A 14,488-nucleotide genomic window follows, 5' to 3' on the forward strand; every position below is an offset into this window, starting at 1 on the left:
CACCCCACTCGCATCCGGACCCCGCCGCGACAACGCCACCGTCATCGCCTCCACCACCGACCGCTCCGCGGTCAGATCACGCCCGAAGTCGACCCATCCCGCGATCCCGCACATCCCAAGCCTCCCGGTTCGGTTCCGTTGCGGGCAGCGTCGCCGGACCGGCTCGAAGGCCCCTCGATCCGGCCGCAGCGCCTGCGTCCCTGCGCCCGCGTCGAGGGAACTTCCAGTACCACCGGAGACCGTCCGGGCACGTCCGGGACGGGCCCGGAGCCGGATGCGGGGAGTACGGGTGAGCAGTGACCGTTGCCTGGCCGAGGATGTCGTGGCTGCACCGTCGGCAGGCCCGCCGTCGCTGACCGACCGGGTGATGTCCGCCGGCCGCACCCTGAGCGCAGCCTCGGTGCTGCTGCACCAGGCGATGGCGGGCCGGAGCGGGCTCAGCCCGGCCGAGCACCGCGCGGTGCGGCTGATCGACGAACTCGGCCCGCTCACCGCCGGTGAGCTGGCCGTACGGTCGCAGCTGTCCACCGGTACCGTCACCGCGTTGGTGGATCGCTTGGAGTACAAGGGATTCGCCCGCAGGCGCCGGCATCCGACGGATCGGCGCCGGGTGCTGATCGAGGGACGCGCGGACCGGATCCGGCCGCTGCGGCCGCTGCTCGGCGGATGGGCCGAGGAGCTGGCGCGGCTGTGCGAGGGCTACGCCGAACCCGAACTCGAGACGGTGCTGCACTTCCTCACCTGTGCAGCGCGGGCCCAGGAGGACCTCGCGGCCGAACTCACCAGCCGCTGAAGCGGGTTCGAGGTCGTGTTGAGACCGCCGGTGGATGGTCGCCGGGTCCTGATCACCCTTCCCCGTGAGGTGTGCGGTGCGGATTAGCGTACTCGGCGGCGGCCTCGCCGGCGCCCTGCTCGCGTGGCGGCTGTCCGGGCGGCGCGGAGTGGACGTCCGGCTGGTGACCGGTCCGCCCTCGCCTGCCGACGCGACCAGGTCCTCCGGCGGCATGGTCCGCGGCTTCGAACCCGACCCGTCGAACGCAGAGGCCGCGATCCGCGGCCTGCGCGAGATCCGCGCCGATCCGGCGCTGCGGTCGATGACCGGCTACCGGGAAACCGGATCGGCGTACTTCACCAGCACGCGACCGTCCCCCTCGGTGCTCGCCATGCTGGCCGAACGCCTCCCCGGGTCGGTCTCGATCGCGGGCCCGCGGACCGCGCGTGCGCGCTTCGGCATTGCGGACGTGCCCGATGGCGGCGCGGTCGTACTGGAACGGCACGCCGGATACTTCGATCCCGGCTGGTTGCGGCACCGGCTGGTGGCATTGCTGCCGAGGCTCGGCGTCGAAGTCGTGCCCGCCGAGGTCCGCCGCGTCCGACCGGGCGGCTACGAACAGGACTACCGCTGGGTCGGCACCGACGTCGTGGTCCTTGCCGCCGGTGCGTGGACCGGTCCGCTGCTCGCCGACAGCGGCCTTTCCGCCTCCGGGTTGCGCACCAAAGCCATCCAGTACGGCAGGTACCCGGTCGAGGGAATCATGCCGCCACCGTTCGTCGACGAGCACAGCGGGCTCTACGGCCGTCCCGCCGGCCTCGGGCAGCTGTTCCTCGGCCTGCCGACCGACCGGTGGGACCTCGTCCCCGGATCCGGCGCCGGCCCGATCGCACCGGCAGAGGCCGAAGCGGTGCTGGCAGCAGCCCGGCGGCGGTTTCCGTCGCTGCGGCTGGGCCGGCCGGTCGAACTGGTGGCCGCGGTCGATTCCTACGCACCCGACGGACGGCTCCGGCTGCGCACGAGCGTTCCCGGCGTGCACACGTTCACCGGCGGCAGCGGTGGGGCGGCGAAGACCGCGCTCGCGGCGAGCGCGTCCGCCGCCGATTCCCTGCTGCGCCGCTACACCGCCGTCACGGCAAGGCAACCCGCTATCCACTGATGGAGGCAGCCAGATGAGCACAGGAGAAGCACCGGGCCGCGTCGCGCTGATCACCGGCGCCAACCGCGGGCTCGGCCGCGCGGTCGCCGCGGAACTGCACGCCCGTGGAGTGCAGATCATCGTGACCGCGCGAAAGGAATCAGACGCCACCGCCGCGGCCGCCGAAATCGGGCCGGACGTGCGCGCACACGAACTCGACGTGACCGACGCGGCCAGTGTCGAGGCCGCGGCCGCCGCACTCGGCGACGTCGACATCGTGGTCTCCAACGCCGGTGCCCTGTTCGACCGGGGTGACGATCCACTGCAGGTGCCGATCGACCTCGTCGAGCGGACCCTGGCGGTGAACGTGCTCGGTGCCTGGCGGGTCGGACAGGCGTTCCTGCCCGGCATGGTGTCGCGGGGATGGGGCCGGCTGGTCTTCGTCTCCAGCGGCACCGGATCGTTCCACCACGGCCTCTTCACCGGCTCCCCGGCCTACTCCCTGTCGAAAGCGGCCCTGAACGGTGTCACCTGCCTGCTCGCGCAGGCGGTCGCGGACAGCGGCGTGCTCGTCAATGCGGTCAACCCCGGCATCACCAAGACCCGGATGATGCCGCACGCCCAACGAGATCCGGCCGAGGCCGCGGTCGGCATCGCGAACGTCGCGACACTGGCCGACGACGGGCCCACCGGCGCGTTCCTCCGCGGCGGGGACGGGGCGCGCATCGACTGGTGAGGACAGCGCCGAGCACTGCCAACCGCATTCCTGCACTACCGGAAGGACGACCATGTACCAGCTCGCAGTCGACAACGCGGTGCTCAGCCCGGAGAACGGGATCCGCATCGGGCGCTGGACGCAGTACACCGGGCTCGGCCCGCGGCCGTTCGGCGCGATGTGGTTCGAAGTGCCCGCCGACGGAAGCAGCGCCGAGGACGTGCACCCCGAAACCGAGCTGGCGATCGTCGTCGACGGCGAAGCGACGTTCACTGTGGACGGTCAGGACACCCAGGTGCCCACGGGATCCGCGGTGCTGCTGGAACCGGGCGAACGGCACACCGTGCACGCGCGCGGTGGTGCGGTGAAGGTGCTGAGCATCTACTGGATCCCGGAACCGGAGACACAGCCGTGACCGCGAGCGCCACCGGCCGTCCGGCGCTGCTGAGCCGCGCGAAACAACGGGACTCCGAACGATCGAAAGCGCAGCTGCTGTCGGCGGCCGTGGAAGAGTTCTCCGCCAACGGTTTCGCCGCGACACGAGTGCTCGACATCGCGTTTCGCGCCGGGGTGAACCAGCAGCTGATCTCCTACTACTTCGACGGCAAGCGAGGGCTCTACCGCGCGGCGCGGCGGCAGTGGCGGACCTGGCTGAAACGGGACGCCTCCGAAGGGTCCACGTTCGCGCAGCTGATCCGCCGCTACGTCCGCTCCCGCGCCGACCTGCGTTCCGGTGCCCGGCTGCTCGCGTGGGAAGGGCTCGAGGAGCACCCCGAGCCCGAGGACGAGGGAGAGCTCCGCGCCGCACTGCAGGAAGTGGCGGGGCAGCTGCAAGCCCGGCAGCAGGCCGGGGAAATCGACGCACGGACCGAGCCGGCCGTGCTGCTGCTCATCCTGCTCGGCGCGGGGAATGCGCTCGTGGTCTACCCGCAGATCGTCCGTGCGTTGTTCGGGGAACAGGCCGATCCGGCCGAGCTGGCCGAGCGCTACAGCACCCAGCTCGCGACCCTGCTCAGCGCGCGGTAGAACGAGCCGAGCCACAGCCACAGCCACCGAGAGTCCGAGCGCTGCCGGCCGAACCCCGGCTTTCTCGGCACTTCCCAATGGATCCGGGCAGCTGCCGACGGCCCTGCTGCGGACCGTGGCGCCGCCCCGCCGCGGATCGACCACCGGAAGCGGCGAGCCGCCTTCCCGCGGTGCCGCCGCGAGACCCCTGTCCGGCGGTCTCGCGGCGGATCCGCTCACGCTCCGAAGTGCAGCACCAGTTTGCCCCGGGTGTGGCCGGTTTCGCTGCGGCGGTGCAGTTCCGCGGCGCCCTCGGCGGAGAACGGTTCGCTGTGCACCGGCAGCTTCAGCTCGCCTCGCGCGGCCAGTTCCGCCGCTTCGGCCAGGCTCCCGGGCACCTCGCCGTCGTTGCCCGCGCTGAACCGGACCCCGGGCACGGCCGGGCGGCCTGCGATGGCGATCACCCGGCCGGCGTCGCCGGTCAGCTCCACCAGGGTGGGGAGCGAGCCGCGGCCCGAAGCGTCGAGGGCTGCGTCGACGCCCTGCGGAGCGGCCGCGCGGACGCGATCGGCGAGGCCGTCGCCGTAGGACACCGGCGTCGCGCCCAGCGAACGGACGTACTCGTGGTTGTCCTCACGGCAGGTCCCGATCACGGTCAGCCCGCGTTTCGCGGCGAGCTGCACCGCGATCGTGCCCACGCCGCCGGCGACGCCGTCGATCAGCAGCGTCTCCTGCGGCTTCAGCTCCAGCAAGTTCAGCACGCGGTACGCAGTGGTCGCGACGACCGGGAGCGCGGCAGCGGAATCCCAGCTCAGCCCGGCGGGCTTCTTCGCCAGCGTGCCGGTTTCCGCGAGGACGTACTCGGCGAAGCTGCCCTGCGCCGTGGTGCCGAGCACCTCGTCACCCGGCCGGAACTCGGTCACGGCTGCACCGATCTGCTCGACCACGCCGGCGACGTCCATTCCGGGCACCACCGGGAACTCGACCGGGCGCATTGCGGCCATCGCACCGGTGCGGATCTTCCAGTCGAGCGGATTCAGCCCCGCGGCGCGCACCGCGATCCGGACCTCGCCCGGCCCGGGATCGGTGACTTTCCTGTCTACGACGTGCAGCACTTCCGGTCCGCCGTATTCGGTGTAGACCACGGCCTGGTACTCGGCAGTCATGAATTCCTCATTTCTCGTCTGGTCACCAGGTGACGGGGAGCCGGTACAGGCCGAAGATCACCGCGTCGTCCTTGAACGGCAACGCCTCGGGATCGTCGGCCGGGCGCACCTGCGGTACCCGCCGGAACAAGGTTTCCAGCACGATCTCGAGCTCCATTCGAGCCAGGTTCTGGCCGAGGCACTGGTGCGGGCCGAAACCGAAAGCGAGATGCTGACGGCCGCCCCGCCCGGCGTCGAACACGTCGGGTTCGGAGAACACCCGCGGATCCCGGTTCGCCGCATGTGCCAGCACGAGCACTCCGTCGCCGGCCCGGACCGGTACCCCGCCGATCTCGGTGTCGGCCACGCACAGCCGCGGGATGATGTCGATGATGGTGAAGTAGCGCAGCAGTTCTTCCACTGTCGCCTGGATGCTGCCCGGCCCGGCGAACGCGGCGGCGCGCCGTGCCGGGTCCGCCAGCAGCGCCAGCACGCTCAGCGAGATCATGTTGGCCGTGGTCTCGTGCCCGGCGACGAGCAGCAGCAACGCGAGTGCGGTCAGCTCGTCGGGCCGGTAGCTGCCTTCCGCGCGGCGTTTGGCGATCTGCCTGCTCAGCAGATCGTCCTGCGGATCGGTTTCCTTCTTCGCGATCAGCTCGGTGAGATAGGCGCTCACCTCGCCGAAGGTGGCCCGGCGCTGCTCGTGCGAGGTCGTCCGCCGCAGCAGGGTCAGGGTTTTCGCTTCGAAGTAGGCGTGGTCGGCGTAGGGGACGCCGAGCAGTTCGCAGATGACCAGCGACGGCACCGGCAGCGAAACCTGTTCCACGAGGTCGGCGGGTTTGCCGGCGGCCAGCAGCGCATCGATCCGCGCGTCCACGATCTGCTGGCTGCGCGGCCGGAGCCCTTCCAGCTGCCGGAAGGTGAACTCGCTCAGCACGCCGCGGCGGGCACGGTTGTGCTCGGCACCGTCGAGCGAGAGCAGTGGCCGCACATCGCCCGGCCGTGCCTCGCCGATCGGGACCTGGCTGGGGAATTCCGGATGCTGCCGGTTCGCGGTGAAGTGCCGCTGATCGGTCAGCACCGCGCGGACGTGCTCGTGCCGGGACACCACCCAGGCCCGCCGGGTACCGCCGAGCCGGACCTGCTGGACCGGGTGCTCCTCGCGGATCCGCCGGTAGTCCGGCGGTGGCGCGAACGGGCATTCGCGGCGCAGCGGGAATTCGAGGCCTGCCCGGCCGGTGGTCTCAGTCATGCCCCGTCCTCCTCGCGCGGGTCACCACGACACCGGCAGGACTTCGGGTCCCCGGTGCAGCGTCCCGGTCTTCCACTCCACCTCGCCCGCGATGTGCAGGTCCGGCATCTCCCGGGCCAGCGCCCGCAGCGCCTCCTGCAGTTCCAGCCTCGCCAGCGGCGCGCCGATGCAGTGGTGCGGGCCGTGCCCGAAGCTCACGTGGTGGTTGTTCGTGCGTTCCGGGCACAGCGTCGCCGGATCCTCGAACCGGTCCGGATCGCGGTTGGCGGAGCTGATCACCGCCAGCACCGGCTCGCCCGCACGCACGAGTGTGCCGCCCAGTTCGACGTCTTCCTTGGCGTAGCGGGGAAACTCGGCACCGGAGCCGAACGGGATGAACCGCAGCAGCTCCTCGACCAGGTCCGGCGCCAGGTCCGGGTCGGCGCACAGCCTGCGCCACTGCTGCGGATGCTCGTGCAGTACGTGGACGAAGTTCGCGATCTGCCCCGCGGTCGTCTCGTGCCCGGCGACCAGGACGCTGCTGCACATGTCGACCAGTTCCAATTCACTGAGCCGGTCGCCGACGTCGCGGGCCTCGATCAACGCGGTCATCAGGTCGTCACGCGGATCGGCGCGGTGCTCGGCGAGCAGGGTCCGGATGTAGGCGCGGATCTCCTCGAGGTTGTGCCGGAACTCGTCGGCGGTCAGCCGCGAGGTGGACAGCACCGCATCGCTCCACACCCGGAACTTCGGCCGGTCCGACAGCGGCACGCCGAGCATCTCGCACACCGCGATGACCGGGATGGACAACGCGTAGTTCTCCACCAGATCCACCGGTGGGCCCGCCGCCTTCATCTCGGCGATCAGGGTGGCCGCATGCCGGGCGATCCGCGGGCGCACCGCTTCGATCCGGCGCATGGTGAACGCCTTCGTCAGCAGCGCGCGCAGCCTGCTGTGCTCGGGCGGATCCATTTCCAGCAGCCCCACGTACCGCCGCCCGGCCGACAGCCGGGGCGCGTCCCGTTCGGACACCATCGCGCGGGAGAACCGCGGATCGCTGAACACCGTCCGGGCGTCCGCGTACCGGGTGACCAGCCACACCGGCTCGCCGTAGGGCAGCCGGACCTTGAGCAGCCCCGGGGTTTCCCGCGCCAGCGCATAGGCCTCGTCGATCCCGAGCCCTTTTTCCTCGTTGAACGGATAGGCCAGTGGTTCCGTTTCGGTCGAATTCATCGGCACTTCCCCGGAAATAGTGCGCACTACGGATTCGTGACTACTCCCGAGCATAGAGCAGAATCCAAATCCTGACCACCCGGATACGCCCGCGACAATTTCTCGCGAAAGAATCTCGATCAGGCAGGCATCTGATTGGCACCGCAGGACAATGGTCTGCGGAAAACAATTCAGCTCGTCTCGTGGACCAGTTCCCCATCACGCTCACCGAGCAGGCGGAACCCGGCATTCTCCAGCACCCGACGGCTGGCCTCGTTGCCCGCGTACACGTAGGCGCGCAGCTGGGGTGCCACCTCCGGCGACGGATGCGCCTCGTGCCAGCCGCGAAGCGCCCGTGCCAGCTCCGTGGCAAGTCCGCCGCCCCACGCCGCACGGGCAAGCAGGTAACCCAGCTCGCGGTGTCCCGTTCCGTGTGCCATGCCGAACCCGGCGCGGCCGACGAACTCGCCGCCGGTCGTTTCCACCCGCCACTTCGACCAGCCTCGCCGGTCGTGCTCGGCGATGAAGGTCGCGAGCCGCTGTTCGGTCGCCTCTCGGGATTGCGGCCCGGTCGCGAGGTGCCGCATCACCTCCGGATCGGCGTGCACCGCGGCCAGATCGTCGAGATCGGCGGCCGACCAGGTGGTCAGCCGCAGGCGGGGCGTGGCCAGCACCAGTTCGCGAAGGGGCACGCCGACAGTGTGCCGCCCCGTTCGCGATACGGCCAGATAGGTGTTACCTTAGGTAACAGTGAATCTCGGTAACGTCTGAACACCGTCCAGGGAGGTCCGCATGACCAGCGCCGATGTCCACCCGGCCGACCGCGGGGACACCGCGCAGCGGCTGCTCGACTCGTCCGAGACGCTGTCCTACGACCCGGTGCACGAGGTGGACTGGGAGACACCGCTGGACAAGGACTTCCACGGCGCGAGCCCGGAGTGGAGCACCCTCTACGGCACGAGCTACTGGGACGAGATGACCCCGGCGCAGCAGCGGGAGCTGACCCGGCAGGAGGCGGCTTCGGTCGCGAGCACCGGGATCTGGTTCGAGATGATCCTGCAGCAGATGGTGCTGCGCGACTTCTACGCCAAGGACCCGACCGACCCGGCGTTCCAGTGGGCGCTGACCGAGATCGCCGACGAATGCCGCCACTCCATCATGTTCGCCCGCGGTGCCGCGAAGCTCGGTGCGCCGCCGTACCGGCCGCGGAAGCTGGCCGTGGAGCTGGGCCGGGTCTTCAAGGCGACCGCGGGCGGGGAAGCCGCCTACGCCGCGATCCTCGTCGCCGAAGAGGTCCTCGACGTGATGCAGCGCGACTGGATGCGCGACGAGCGGGTGGTGCCGTTCGTGCGCACCATCAACAACATCCACGTGGTCGAGGAGTCCCGGCACATGAAGTTCGCCAGGGAGGAGACCCGGCAGCGGCTCGAAGGTGCGGGCAAGCTCCGCCGCCAGTACAACGCGCTGGTCGTGTCCATCGCGTCGTACTTCATCGTCAGCAGCATGGTGAACCCGGGCGTGTACGCGCGCGCCGGGCTCGACACCCGGCGTGCGGTGCACGAGGCGAAGGCCAACGAGCACCACAAGTCGATGCTGCGCTCCAGCTGCGCCGGTCTGATGGAATTCCTGGCCTCGTGCGGGCTCCTCACCCGCGGCGCGACCGTGTTCTACAAGCGGGCGAACCTGATCTGACATGGCCTTCGCGATCACCCAGACCTGCTGCAACGACGCGTCCTGCGTTTCGGTCTGTCCGGTCAACTGCATCCACCCCACGCCGGACGAACCCGACTTCGGCACCACGGAGATGCTTTACGTCGATCCCGCGACGTGCATCGACTGCGGAGCCTGCGCGGACGCCTGCCCGGTGGACGCGATCTTCCCGACGGATCTGCTCACCGGGCCGCTCGAGGTGTACGCGGGCATCAACGCGGACTACTTCGCCGGCCAGGACGCGGCGGCCGCGGTGAATCCCGCGCCGAACTTCCACCGGTGGGGTCCGCCGTCGTTCGACCGGGCCGTCCCGAGCGATTTCACCGCACCGGACGTCGCCGTGGTCGGTACCGGCCCGGCGGGCATGTACGCGGTCGAGGACCTGCTGTTGCACACCGACGCGCAGGTCACCCTGATCGACCGGCTGCCGGTCGCCGGCGGGCTCGTGCGTTACGGTGTGGCCCCGGACCACCCGGCCACGAAACGGATCGGCGAGACCTTCTCCCGGTTCCACAGCCATCCGCGGCTGCGGTTGCGGCTCGGCGTCGAGGTGGGCCGCCACGTGACGGCCGCCGAACTGGCCGAGCGGCACGACGCGGTGATCTACGCGGTCGGTGCGTCCGCCGCGCGCAGCCTCGGGCTGACCGGCGAGCAGTTGCCGGGCAGCGTCGCGGCGACCACGGTCGTCGGCTGGTACAACGGCCATCCGGACGTACCCGCGGACGCGATCGACCTGTCCGCGGAACGGGTCGTGCTGATCGGCACCGGCAACGTCGCCCTCGACGTGGCCCGGATCCTCACCGCCGATCCCGGCGAACTGGCCGGCACGTCCATCGCACCGCACGCACTGGAGCGGCTGCGCTCGAGCAAGGTCCGCGAGGTCGTGCTCCTCGCGCGCCGCGGGCCGGAAGACGCCGCGTGCACCTCCCCCGAACTGCTCGCGCTCACCCAGCGGGAGAGCGTGCCCCTCGTGGTGGACGACGAAGATCCTCGTACCGCGGCGGCAATCGACACCGGACACGGCAAAGCCGGTCTGCTGCGCGGCCTGGACCGGGAGGCAGTCGATTGGACTGCGCCGCCGCCGGACGGGCCGCGCCGGATCGTGCTGCGTTTCCACTCGGCGCCGTCCGGGATCACCGGCGACACCCAGGTGCGCGGGCTGCGCGCGACCGGGCCGGCGGGTCCGGTCGAGATCGCCGCCGGCCAGGTCGTGCGCGCGGTCGGCTACCGCGGGACGCCGGTACCGGGGCTGCCGTTCGACGAGGCGACCGGCACCATCCCGAACACCGGCGGCCGGGTCGCCGGACAGCCGCGGCATTACGTGGTCGGCTGGATCAAGCGCGGCCCCTCGGGCGGGATCGGCGCGAACCGGACCTGCGCACGCGAGACCGTGGCGGCGCTGGTCGACGACATCACTTCCGGACGGCTGCCGGTGCGACGTTCACCGCGGGCCGGCCGGCTGCTGGGCCGGCTGACCCGCGCGCGGTGAGTCAGGCGGCGGTCGAACCGCCGCGGGCCAGCGCCTGCACCCGGCCGATCGGACCGTTGTAGTAGTTCTGGTCGCCGGGCAGGCCACCGGATCGGGCGAACTGCCAGATGCTCTGCTTGTCCCAGCCCGCGGGCAGCTCCCCGATCTCCGAGGCGTAGCGCGCCAGCCACAACGGGTTCGTGTCACCGAACCGCGCGGTGTTCCCGGTGCACCGCTTCCACCAGGACGTCGAGGTGTAGATGACCGTGCTGCGGCCTTCTCTCGCGAGGTAGGTGCGGGCGTAGTCGGCGATCCACGCAGTCAGGTCCGCCGGGCTCTTGCCGTAGCAAGCGTCGCCGTACGGGTTGTACTCCAGGTCCAGCGCGCCCGGCAGCGTCTTCCCGTCGTTGCCCCAGCCGCCGCCGTGCGCGATGAAGTACGAGGCCTGTTCCGCGCCACCGGAGACGTCCGGACGCGCGAAGTGGTAGGCGCCGCGGATGATGCCCGCGTGGTGCGCGCCGTTGTACTGCTGGATGAACTGGGGGTTGACGTACCCGGTGCCTTCGGTTGCCTTGACGTAGGCGAACTGGGCTCCCGCGCCTGCGGCCTTCCCCCAGTCCACTGCGCCCTGATGGCCGCTCACGTCGTGCCCGAGCGTCTGCCCCGCGGCGAGATCCGCTCGTGCCGGGCTACCGTGCACACCCTCGTAACGCGCGATCTGCGAGCCCGCGTAGTTCCCGCCCGCCTTCGAATAGTCGGCCGCCGCGGCCGGTCCCGCGGCCGCCACCGTCCACGGCAACGCCAGCGCGGCCGCGGCGAGTGCCACCCGCCGCCATCCGCACCGGTTTCCTTGCTCCGTCCGGCCCATTCCGCCTCCGTTCCGCACTGCCCCGTTCGCCATCGTGCCGGTGCCCGGCCGTCCCCGCGCGACGACGGGTCACTCGTTCGTGGCCAAACGGGCAACACTCAATGGTCCAGACAACCGTTACCCCGGCGTGACCTCCCGCCGGTGTGCACGTGGTTACTTTCGCTCTGATCACGACCAATCCGGTGAATCCCCAACGGCGGAGGTATCTCGGCGTGGACCCCACTCATGGACGGCAACGACGACGCAGGCGCGGCCCGATCGCCGCACTCGCGCTGACCGCTGCGGCGCTGCTCTCGGGCGCAGGACTCGCGAGTGCCGGGCCCGGCACCCCGGCCGCGCACGCGGCCACCGGCGCGGCCGCCGACTGCGGCCAGCCCGACGAGCCGGACTTCGGCCCGAATGTGCACATCTTCGATCCCAGCATGTCCAGCGAGACCATCCAGGCGCAGCTCGACAAGGACTTCGAGGCACAGAAAGACACCCAGACCGCGCAGTTCTCCTCCGGCCGGGTGGCGCACCTGTTCAAACCCGGCGACTACTCGGTACACGACAACGTCGGCTACTACACGTCGGTGGCGGGGCTGGGGCAGAACCCGGACGACGTGAACATCAACGGCGACGTCACGGTGGACGCCTTCAACGATTCGGACGAGGGCTCCGCACTGCAGAACTTCTGGCGTTCGGCGGAGAACCTGGCCGTCAAGCCGTCCACCGGCACCGAGCGCTGGGCCGTATCGCAGGCCGCGCCGTTCCGCCGGATGGACGTCCAGGGCGACCTGGCGCTCTACCCGGCCAGCTACGGCTACGCCAGCGGCGGCTACCTCGCCGACACCAAGGTGTCCGGCAAGGCCGCCTCGATCTCCCAGCAGCAGTGGTACACGCGCGATTCGGCGCTCGGCAGCTGGGACGGCGGCGTGTGGAACATGGTCTTCTCCGGCACCAGCGGCGCGCCGGCGAACAGCTTCCCGGACCCGCCGGAGACCACGCTGGACAACACCCCGGTCTCGCGCGACGTGCCCTACCTCTACGTGGACGACAGCGGGAAATACCAGGTGTTCCGGCCGGAGCTGCGCACGAACGCGTCCGGGCCGAGCTGGGCGAACGGGCCCACCCCCGGTGACTCCCTTCCGATCGACCAGTTCCGGGTAGTCAAGCCGGGCGACACCGCGGCGGACATCAACAGTTCGCTCGCGGCAGGCTGCAACCTGTTCTTCACCCCCGGCGTCTACCACCTCGACCAGACGCTGAACGTGACCAATCCGGACACCGTCGTGCTCGGCGTCGGCTATCCCACGCTGATCCCGGACAACGGGGTGGACGCGATGCACGTCGCGGACGCGGACGGCGTGCGGGTCAAGGGCCTGCTGTTCGACGCGGGCACCACGAACTCGAAGTCGCTGCTGACTGTCGGGGAAGAAGGCAAACACACCGACCACGCGGCGGACCCGGTGTCGCTGCAGGACGTGTTCTTCCGCGTCGGCGGTGACATCGCGGGCAAGGCCACCAACAGTCTGGTGGTCAACAGCGACGACACGATCGTCGACCACGCGTGGGCCTGGCGGGCCGACCACGGCAACGACGGCACCGTCGGCTGGACCACCAACACCGCCGACACCGGTGTGGTGGTCAACGGCGACGACGTGACCGCGACCGGCCTGTTCGTCGAGCACTACCAGAAGTTCCAGGTGCTCTGGAACGGCCAGCGCGGGAAGACGATCTTCTTCCAGAACGAGATGCCCTACGACGTACCGGACCAGGGTTCGTGGAACTCGTCGCCGGACACCGCCGGATACGCCGCCTACAAGGTCGGTGACGACGTGACCTCGCACGAAGCGTGGGGGCTCGGCAGTTACTGCTTCTTCGACACCAACCCGGACGTTTCGAGCTACCACGCGTTCGAGGTGCCGCAGAACGACGGGGTGAAGCTGCACAGCCTGCTCACCGTCTCGCTGAACCACCGCGGGACGATCACCCACGTCGTCAACGATGCCGGGGACGTCACCCCGGACGGCACGACGCCGGTGAACGTCCCGAACTATCCGTGACCTCCATGTGACAGCCCTGAGACGCCAGTGGGCCGCCTTCCCCGTGCGGGGAAGGCGGCCCACTGCGTCAGGTCAGCTGTTGCTGACCTTCACCGAGAACGAGTCGATGCTCATCCCGGCATCGGGGGTGATGTTCGCGTCCGGTGAGGTGCAGCCGCACACCTTGTTCGGGTAGGAGCCGCCGATCGCGACATCGAAGATCGCGAAGAACCCGTGGTCGACCGCGGCCTTCCAGGTCGCGTCGGACACCTCGTTCTGCTTCACCGCGAAGGTCTGCGTGCCGTCGAGGAAGAACCGCAGTTCCTCGGCCGCGGCGTCCCGCCGGTCGACCACCACCGAGTAGGTGTGGTAGCCGGTCTTGCAGTCCGCACAGTCCTGCAGGTCGCTGGTGATGCCGTCCGGGTCGTGACACTCCCCCTGCCACTCTCCGCAGTGGAACGTGCTGGAGTGCTTGTCCAGTGCGTTGACGTTCTCCATGATGTCCAGCTCGCCGATGCTGGGCCAGTTCGTCGCCCCGACCGGGCGGGCGTCGGCACCCATCGCCCAGAACGCGGGCCAGTAGCCGAGCCCGCTGTCCGGATTCGGCTGCTGCAGCGTCGCGCTCATCTCCATCTGCCCGCCCTCGGGGGCGCCGAAGTCGGTGCGCTGGCTTTCGATCCGCCCGGAGGTCCATGCCCCGCTGTCATCGCGGGTCGGCTTGATCACCAGGTGCCCGTCGCCGTCGTGGTAGACGTTGTCGGTGGAGTCGGTCGAGGTCTCGATCTCCCCGGTGCCCCAGTTGGCCGCACCACCGGGATAGCCGGTTCCCGTGTCGTAGAGCCAGTTCTGCTGGTCGAGGCCGGTGCCGGCCGCGCCGTCGAATTCGTCGGAGAACACCGTGGTCCAGTCGTCGGCCGCCTGCGCGGGTGCCGCGGTGAGCGGCAGGACCGCGACTGCGGCCAGCGCGAGGGCAGCCTGGCGCAGGCGGGTTCGGCTTCGTCGCATGATTCGCCTTTCCATGGGGTGGGAGGGGAAACTCGCTCACCAGGCTCGGACAGCCGACCGAACCGGTCAAAGCGCACTGCCTCACCGGGCCGACCCTCGCGTCCGGGCGGGCAGAGCCGCACCGGAAAGGTTTAAACCACTGCTCGATGGGGAACGGTGCGCGGCCACGCCGAGGGTGGGTGCAGCCCACCCCCG

Annotated in this window: 14 protein-coding genes; 8 read left to right on the forward strand and 6 right to left on the reverse strand. The window is 70.3% G+C overall.

Annotated elements, in window-relative coordinates; translation table 11 throughout:
* Positions 1-289: 289 nt before the first annotated feature.
* The 5 genes from ABD793_RS30385 (at position 290) to ABD793_RS30405 (ending at position 3,651) form a co-directional block, all read left to right on the forward strand.
* Positions 290-793 (forward strand): MarR family transcriptional regulator, encoded by a 504-nt coding sequence (locus ABD793_RS30385; RefSeq protein WP_344866201.1) that lies wholly within the window; start codon positions 290-292, stop codon positions 791-793.
* Between the two features lie 76 nt (positions 794-869).
* Entirely contained in the window at positions 870-1,931 is a 1,062-nt protein-coding gene (locus ABD793_RS30390; protein ID WP_344866203.1) for an FAD-dependent oxidoreductase, read from the forward strand.
* Between the two features lie 13 nt (positions 1,932-1,944).
* Positions 1,945-2,646: an SDR family NAD(P)-dependent oxidoreductase gene (locus tag ABD793_RS30395; protein ID WP_344866205.1), complete on the forward strand. Its 702-nt coding sequence runs from the start codon at positions 1,945-1,947 to the stop codon at positions 2,644-2,646.
* Between the two features lie 52 nt (positions 2,647-2,698).
* On the forward strand, positions 2,699-3,040 hold the full coding sequence (locus ABD793_RS30400) for a cupin domain-containing protein (RefSeq protein WP_344866207.1): 342 nt from the start codon (positions 2,699-2,701) through the stop codon (positions 3,038-3,040).
* Complete coding sequence (locus ABD793_RS30405) at positions 3,037-3,651, forward strand: TetR/AcrR family transcriptional regulator (RefSeq protein WP_344866209.1); 615 nt, start codon at positions 3,037-3,039, stop codon at positions 3,649-3,651. The genes ABD793_RS30400 and ABD793_RS30405 overlap by 4 nt, the downstream gene beginning before the upstream one ends.
* A 215-nt stretch (positions 3,652-3,866) precedes the next feature.
* On the opposite strand, the gene ABD793_RS30410 is transcribed toward ABD793_RS30405, so the two are convergent.
* The 4 genes from ABD793_RS30410 to ABD793_RS30425 all read right to left on the reverse strand — a co-directional run bounded on the left by ABD793_RS30410 (position 3,867) and on the right by ABD793_RS30425 (position 7,910).
* The gene (locus ABD793_RS30410; protein WP_344866211.1) at positions 3,867-4,796 is read right to left on the reverse strand and encodes an NADP-dependent oxidoreductase; all 930 of its coding nucleotides are present in this window, start codon (positions 4,794-4,796) and stop codon (positions 3,867-3,869) included.
* A gap of 22 nt (positions 4,797-4,818) precedes the next feature.
* Positions 4,819-6,027, reverse strand: coding sequence for a cytochrome P450 (locus tag ABD793_RS30415; protein ID WP_344866212.1), 1,209 nt, complete (start codon positions 6,025-6,027; stop codon positions 4,819-4,821).
* Positions 6,028-6,048: 21 nt separating this feature from the next.
* Positions 6,049-7,239 carry a cytochrome P450 gene (locus tag ABD793_RS30420; protein ID WP_344866214.1) on the reverse strand — a complete coding sequence of 397 codons (1,191 nt, stop codon included), beginning with the start codon at positions 7,237-7,239 and terminating at the stop codon, positions 6,049-6,051.
* A gap of 170 nt (positions 7,240-7,409) precedes the next feature.
* Positions 7,410-7,910 (reverse strand): GNAT family N-acetyltransferase, encoded by a 501-nt coding sequence (locus ABD793_RS30425; protein ID WP_344866216.1) that lies wholly within the window; start codon positions 7,908-7,910, stop codon positions 7,410-7,412.
* A 100-nt stretch (positions 7,911-8,010) separates the two neighbouring features.
* On the opposite strand from ABD793_RS30425, the gene ABD793_RS30430 reads away from it, so the two are divergent.
* Positions 8,011-8,910, forward strand: a complete 900-nt coding sequence (locus ABD793_RS30430; RefSeq protein ID WP_344866218.1) for an AurF N-oxygenase family protein — start codon at positions 8,011-8,013, stop codon at positions 8,908-8,910.
* Position 8,911: 1 nt separating this feature from the next.
* On the forward strand, positions 8,912-10,417 hold the full coding sequence (locus ABD793_RS30435) for an FAD-dependent oxidoreductase (RefSeq protein ID WP_344866220.1): 1,506 nt from the start codon (positions 8,912-8,914) through the stop codon (positions 10,415-10,417).
* A gap of 1 nt (position 10,418) precedes the next feature.
* Here ABD793_RS30435 and ABD793_RS30440 read toward each other — a convergent pair whose 3' ends face one another.
* Positions 10,419-11,264, reverse strand: a complete 846-nt coding sequence (locus tag ABD793_RS30440; protein ID WP_344866222.1) for a lysozyme — start codon at positions 11,262-11,264, stop codon at positions 10,419-10,421.
* 212 nt (positions 11,265-11,476) lie between these two features.
* On the opposite strand from ABD793_RS30440, the gene ABD793_RS30445 reads away from it, so the two are divergent.
* The gene (locus ABD793_RS30445; RefSeq protein ID WP_344866224.1) at positions 11,477-13,309 is read left to right on the forward strand and encodes a hypothetical protein; all 1,833 of its coding nucleotides are present in this window, start codon (positions 11,477-11,479) and stop codon (positions 13,307-13,309) included.
* Between the two features lie 72 nt (positions 13,310-13,381).
* Here ABD793_RS30445 and ABD793_RS30450 read toward each other — a convergent pair whose 3' ends face one another.
* Complete coding sequence (locus tag ABD793_RS30450; protein WP_344866226.1) at positions 13,382-14,293, reverse strand: glycoside hydrolase family 16 protein; 912 nt, start codon at positions 14,291-14,293, stop codon at positions 13,382-13,384.
* Positions 14,294-14,488 lie beyond the last annotated feature (195 nt).

This window comes from Amycolatopsis ultiminotia (assembly GCF_039536925.1).
Taxonomy (GTDB): domain Bacteria; phylum Actinomycetota; class Actinomycetes; order Mycobacteriales; family Pseudonocardiaceae; genus Amycolatopsis; species Amycolatopsis ultiminotia.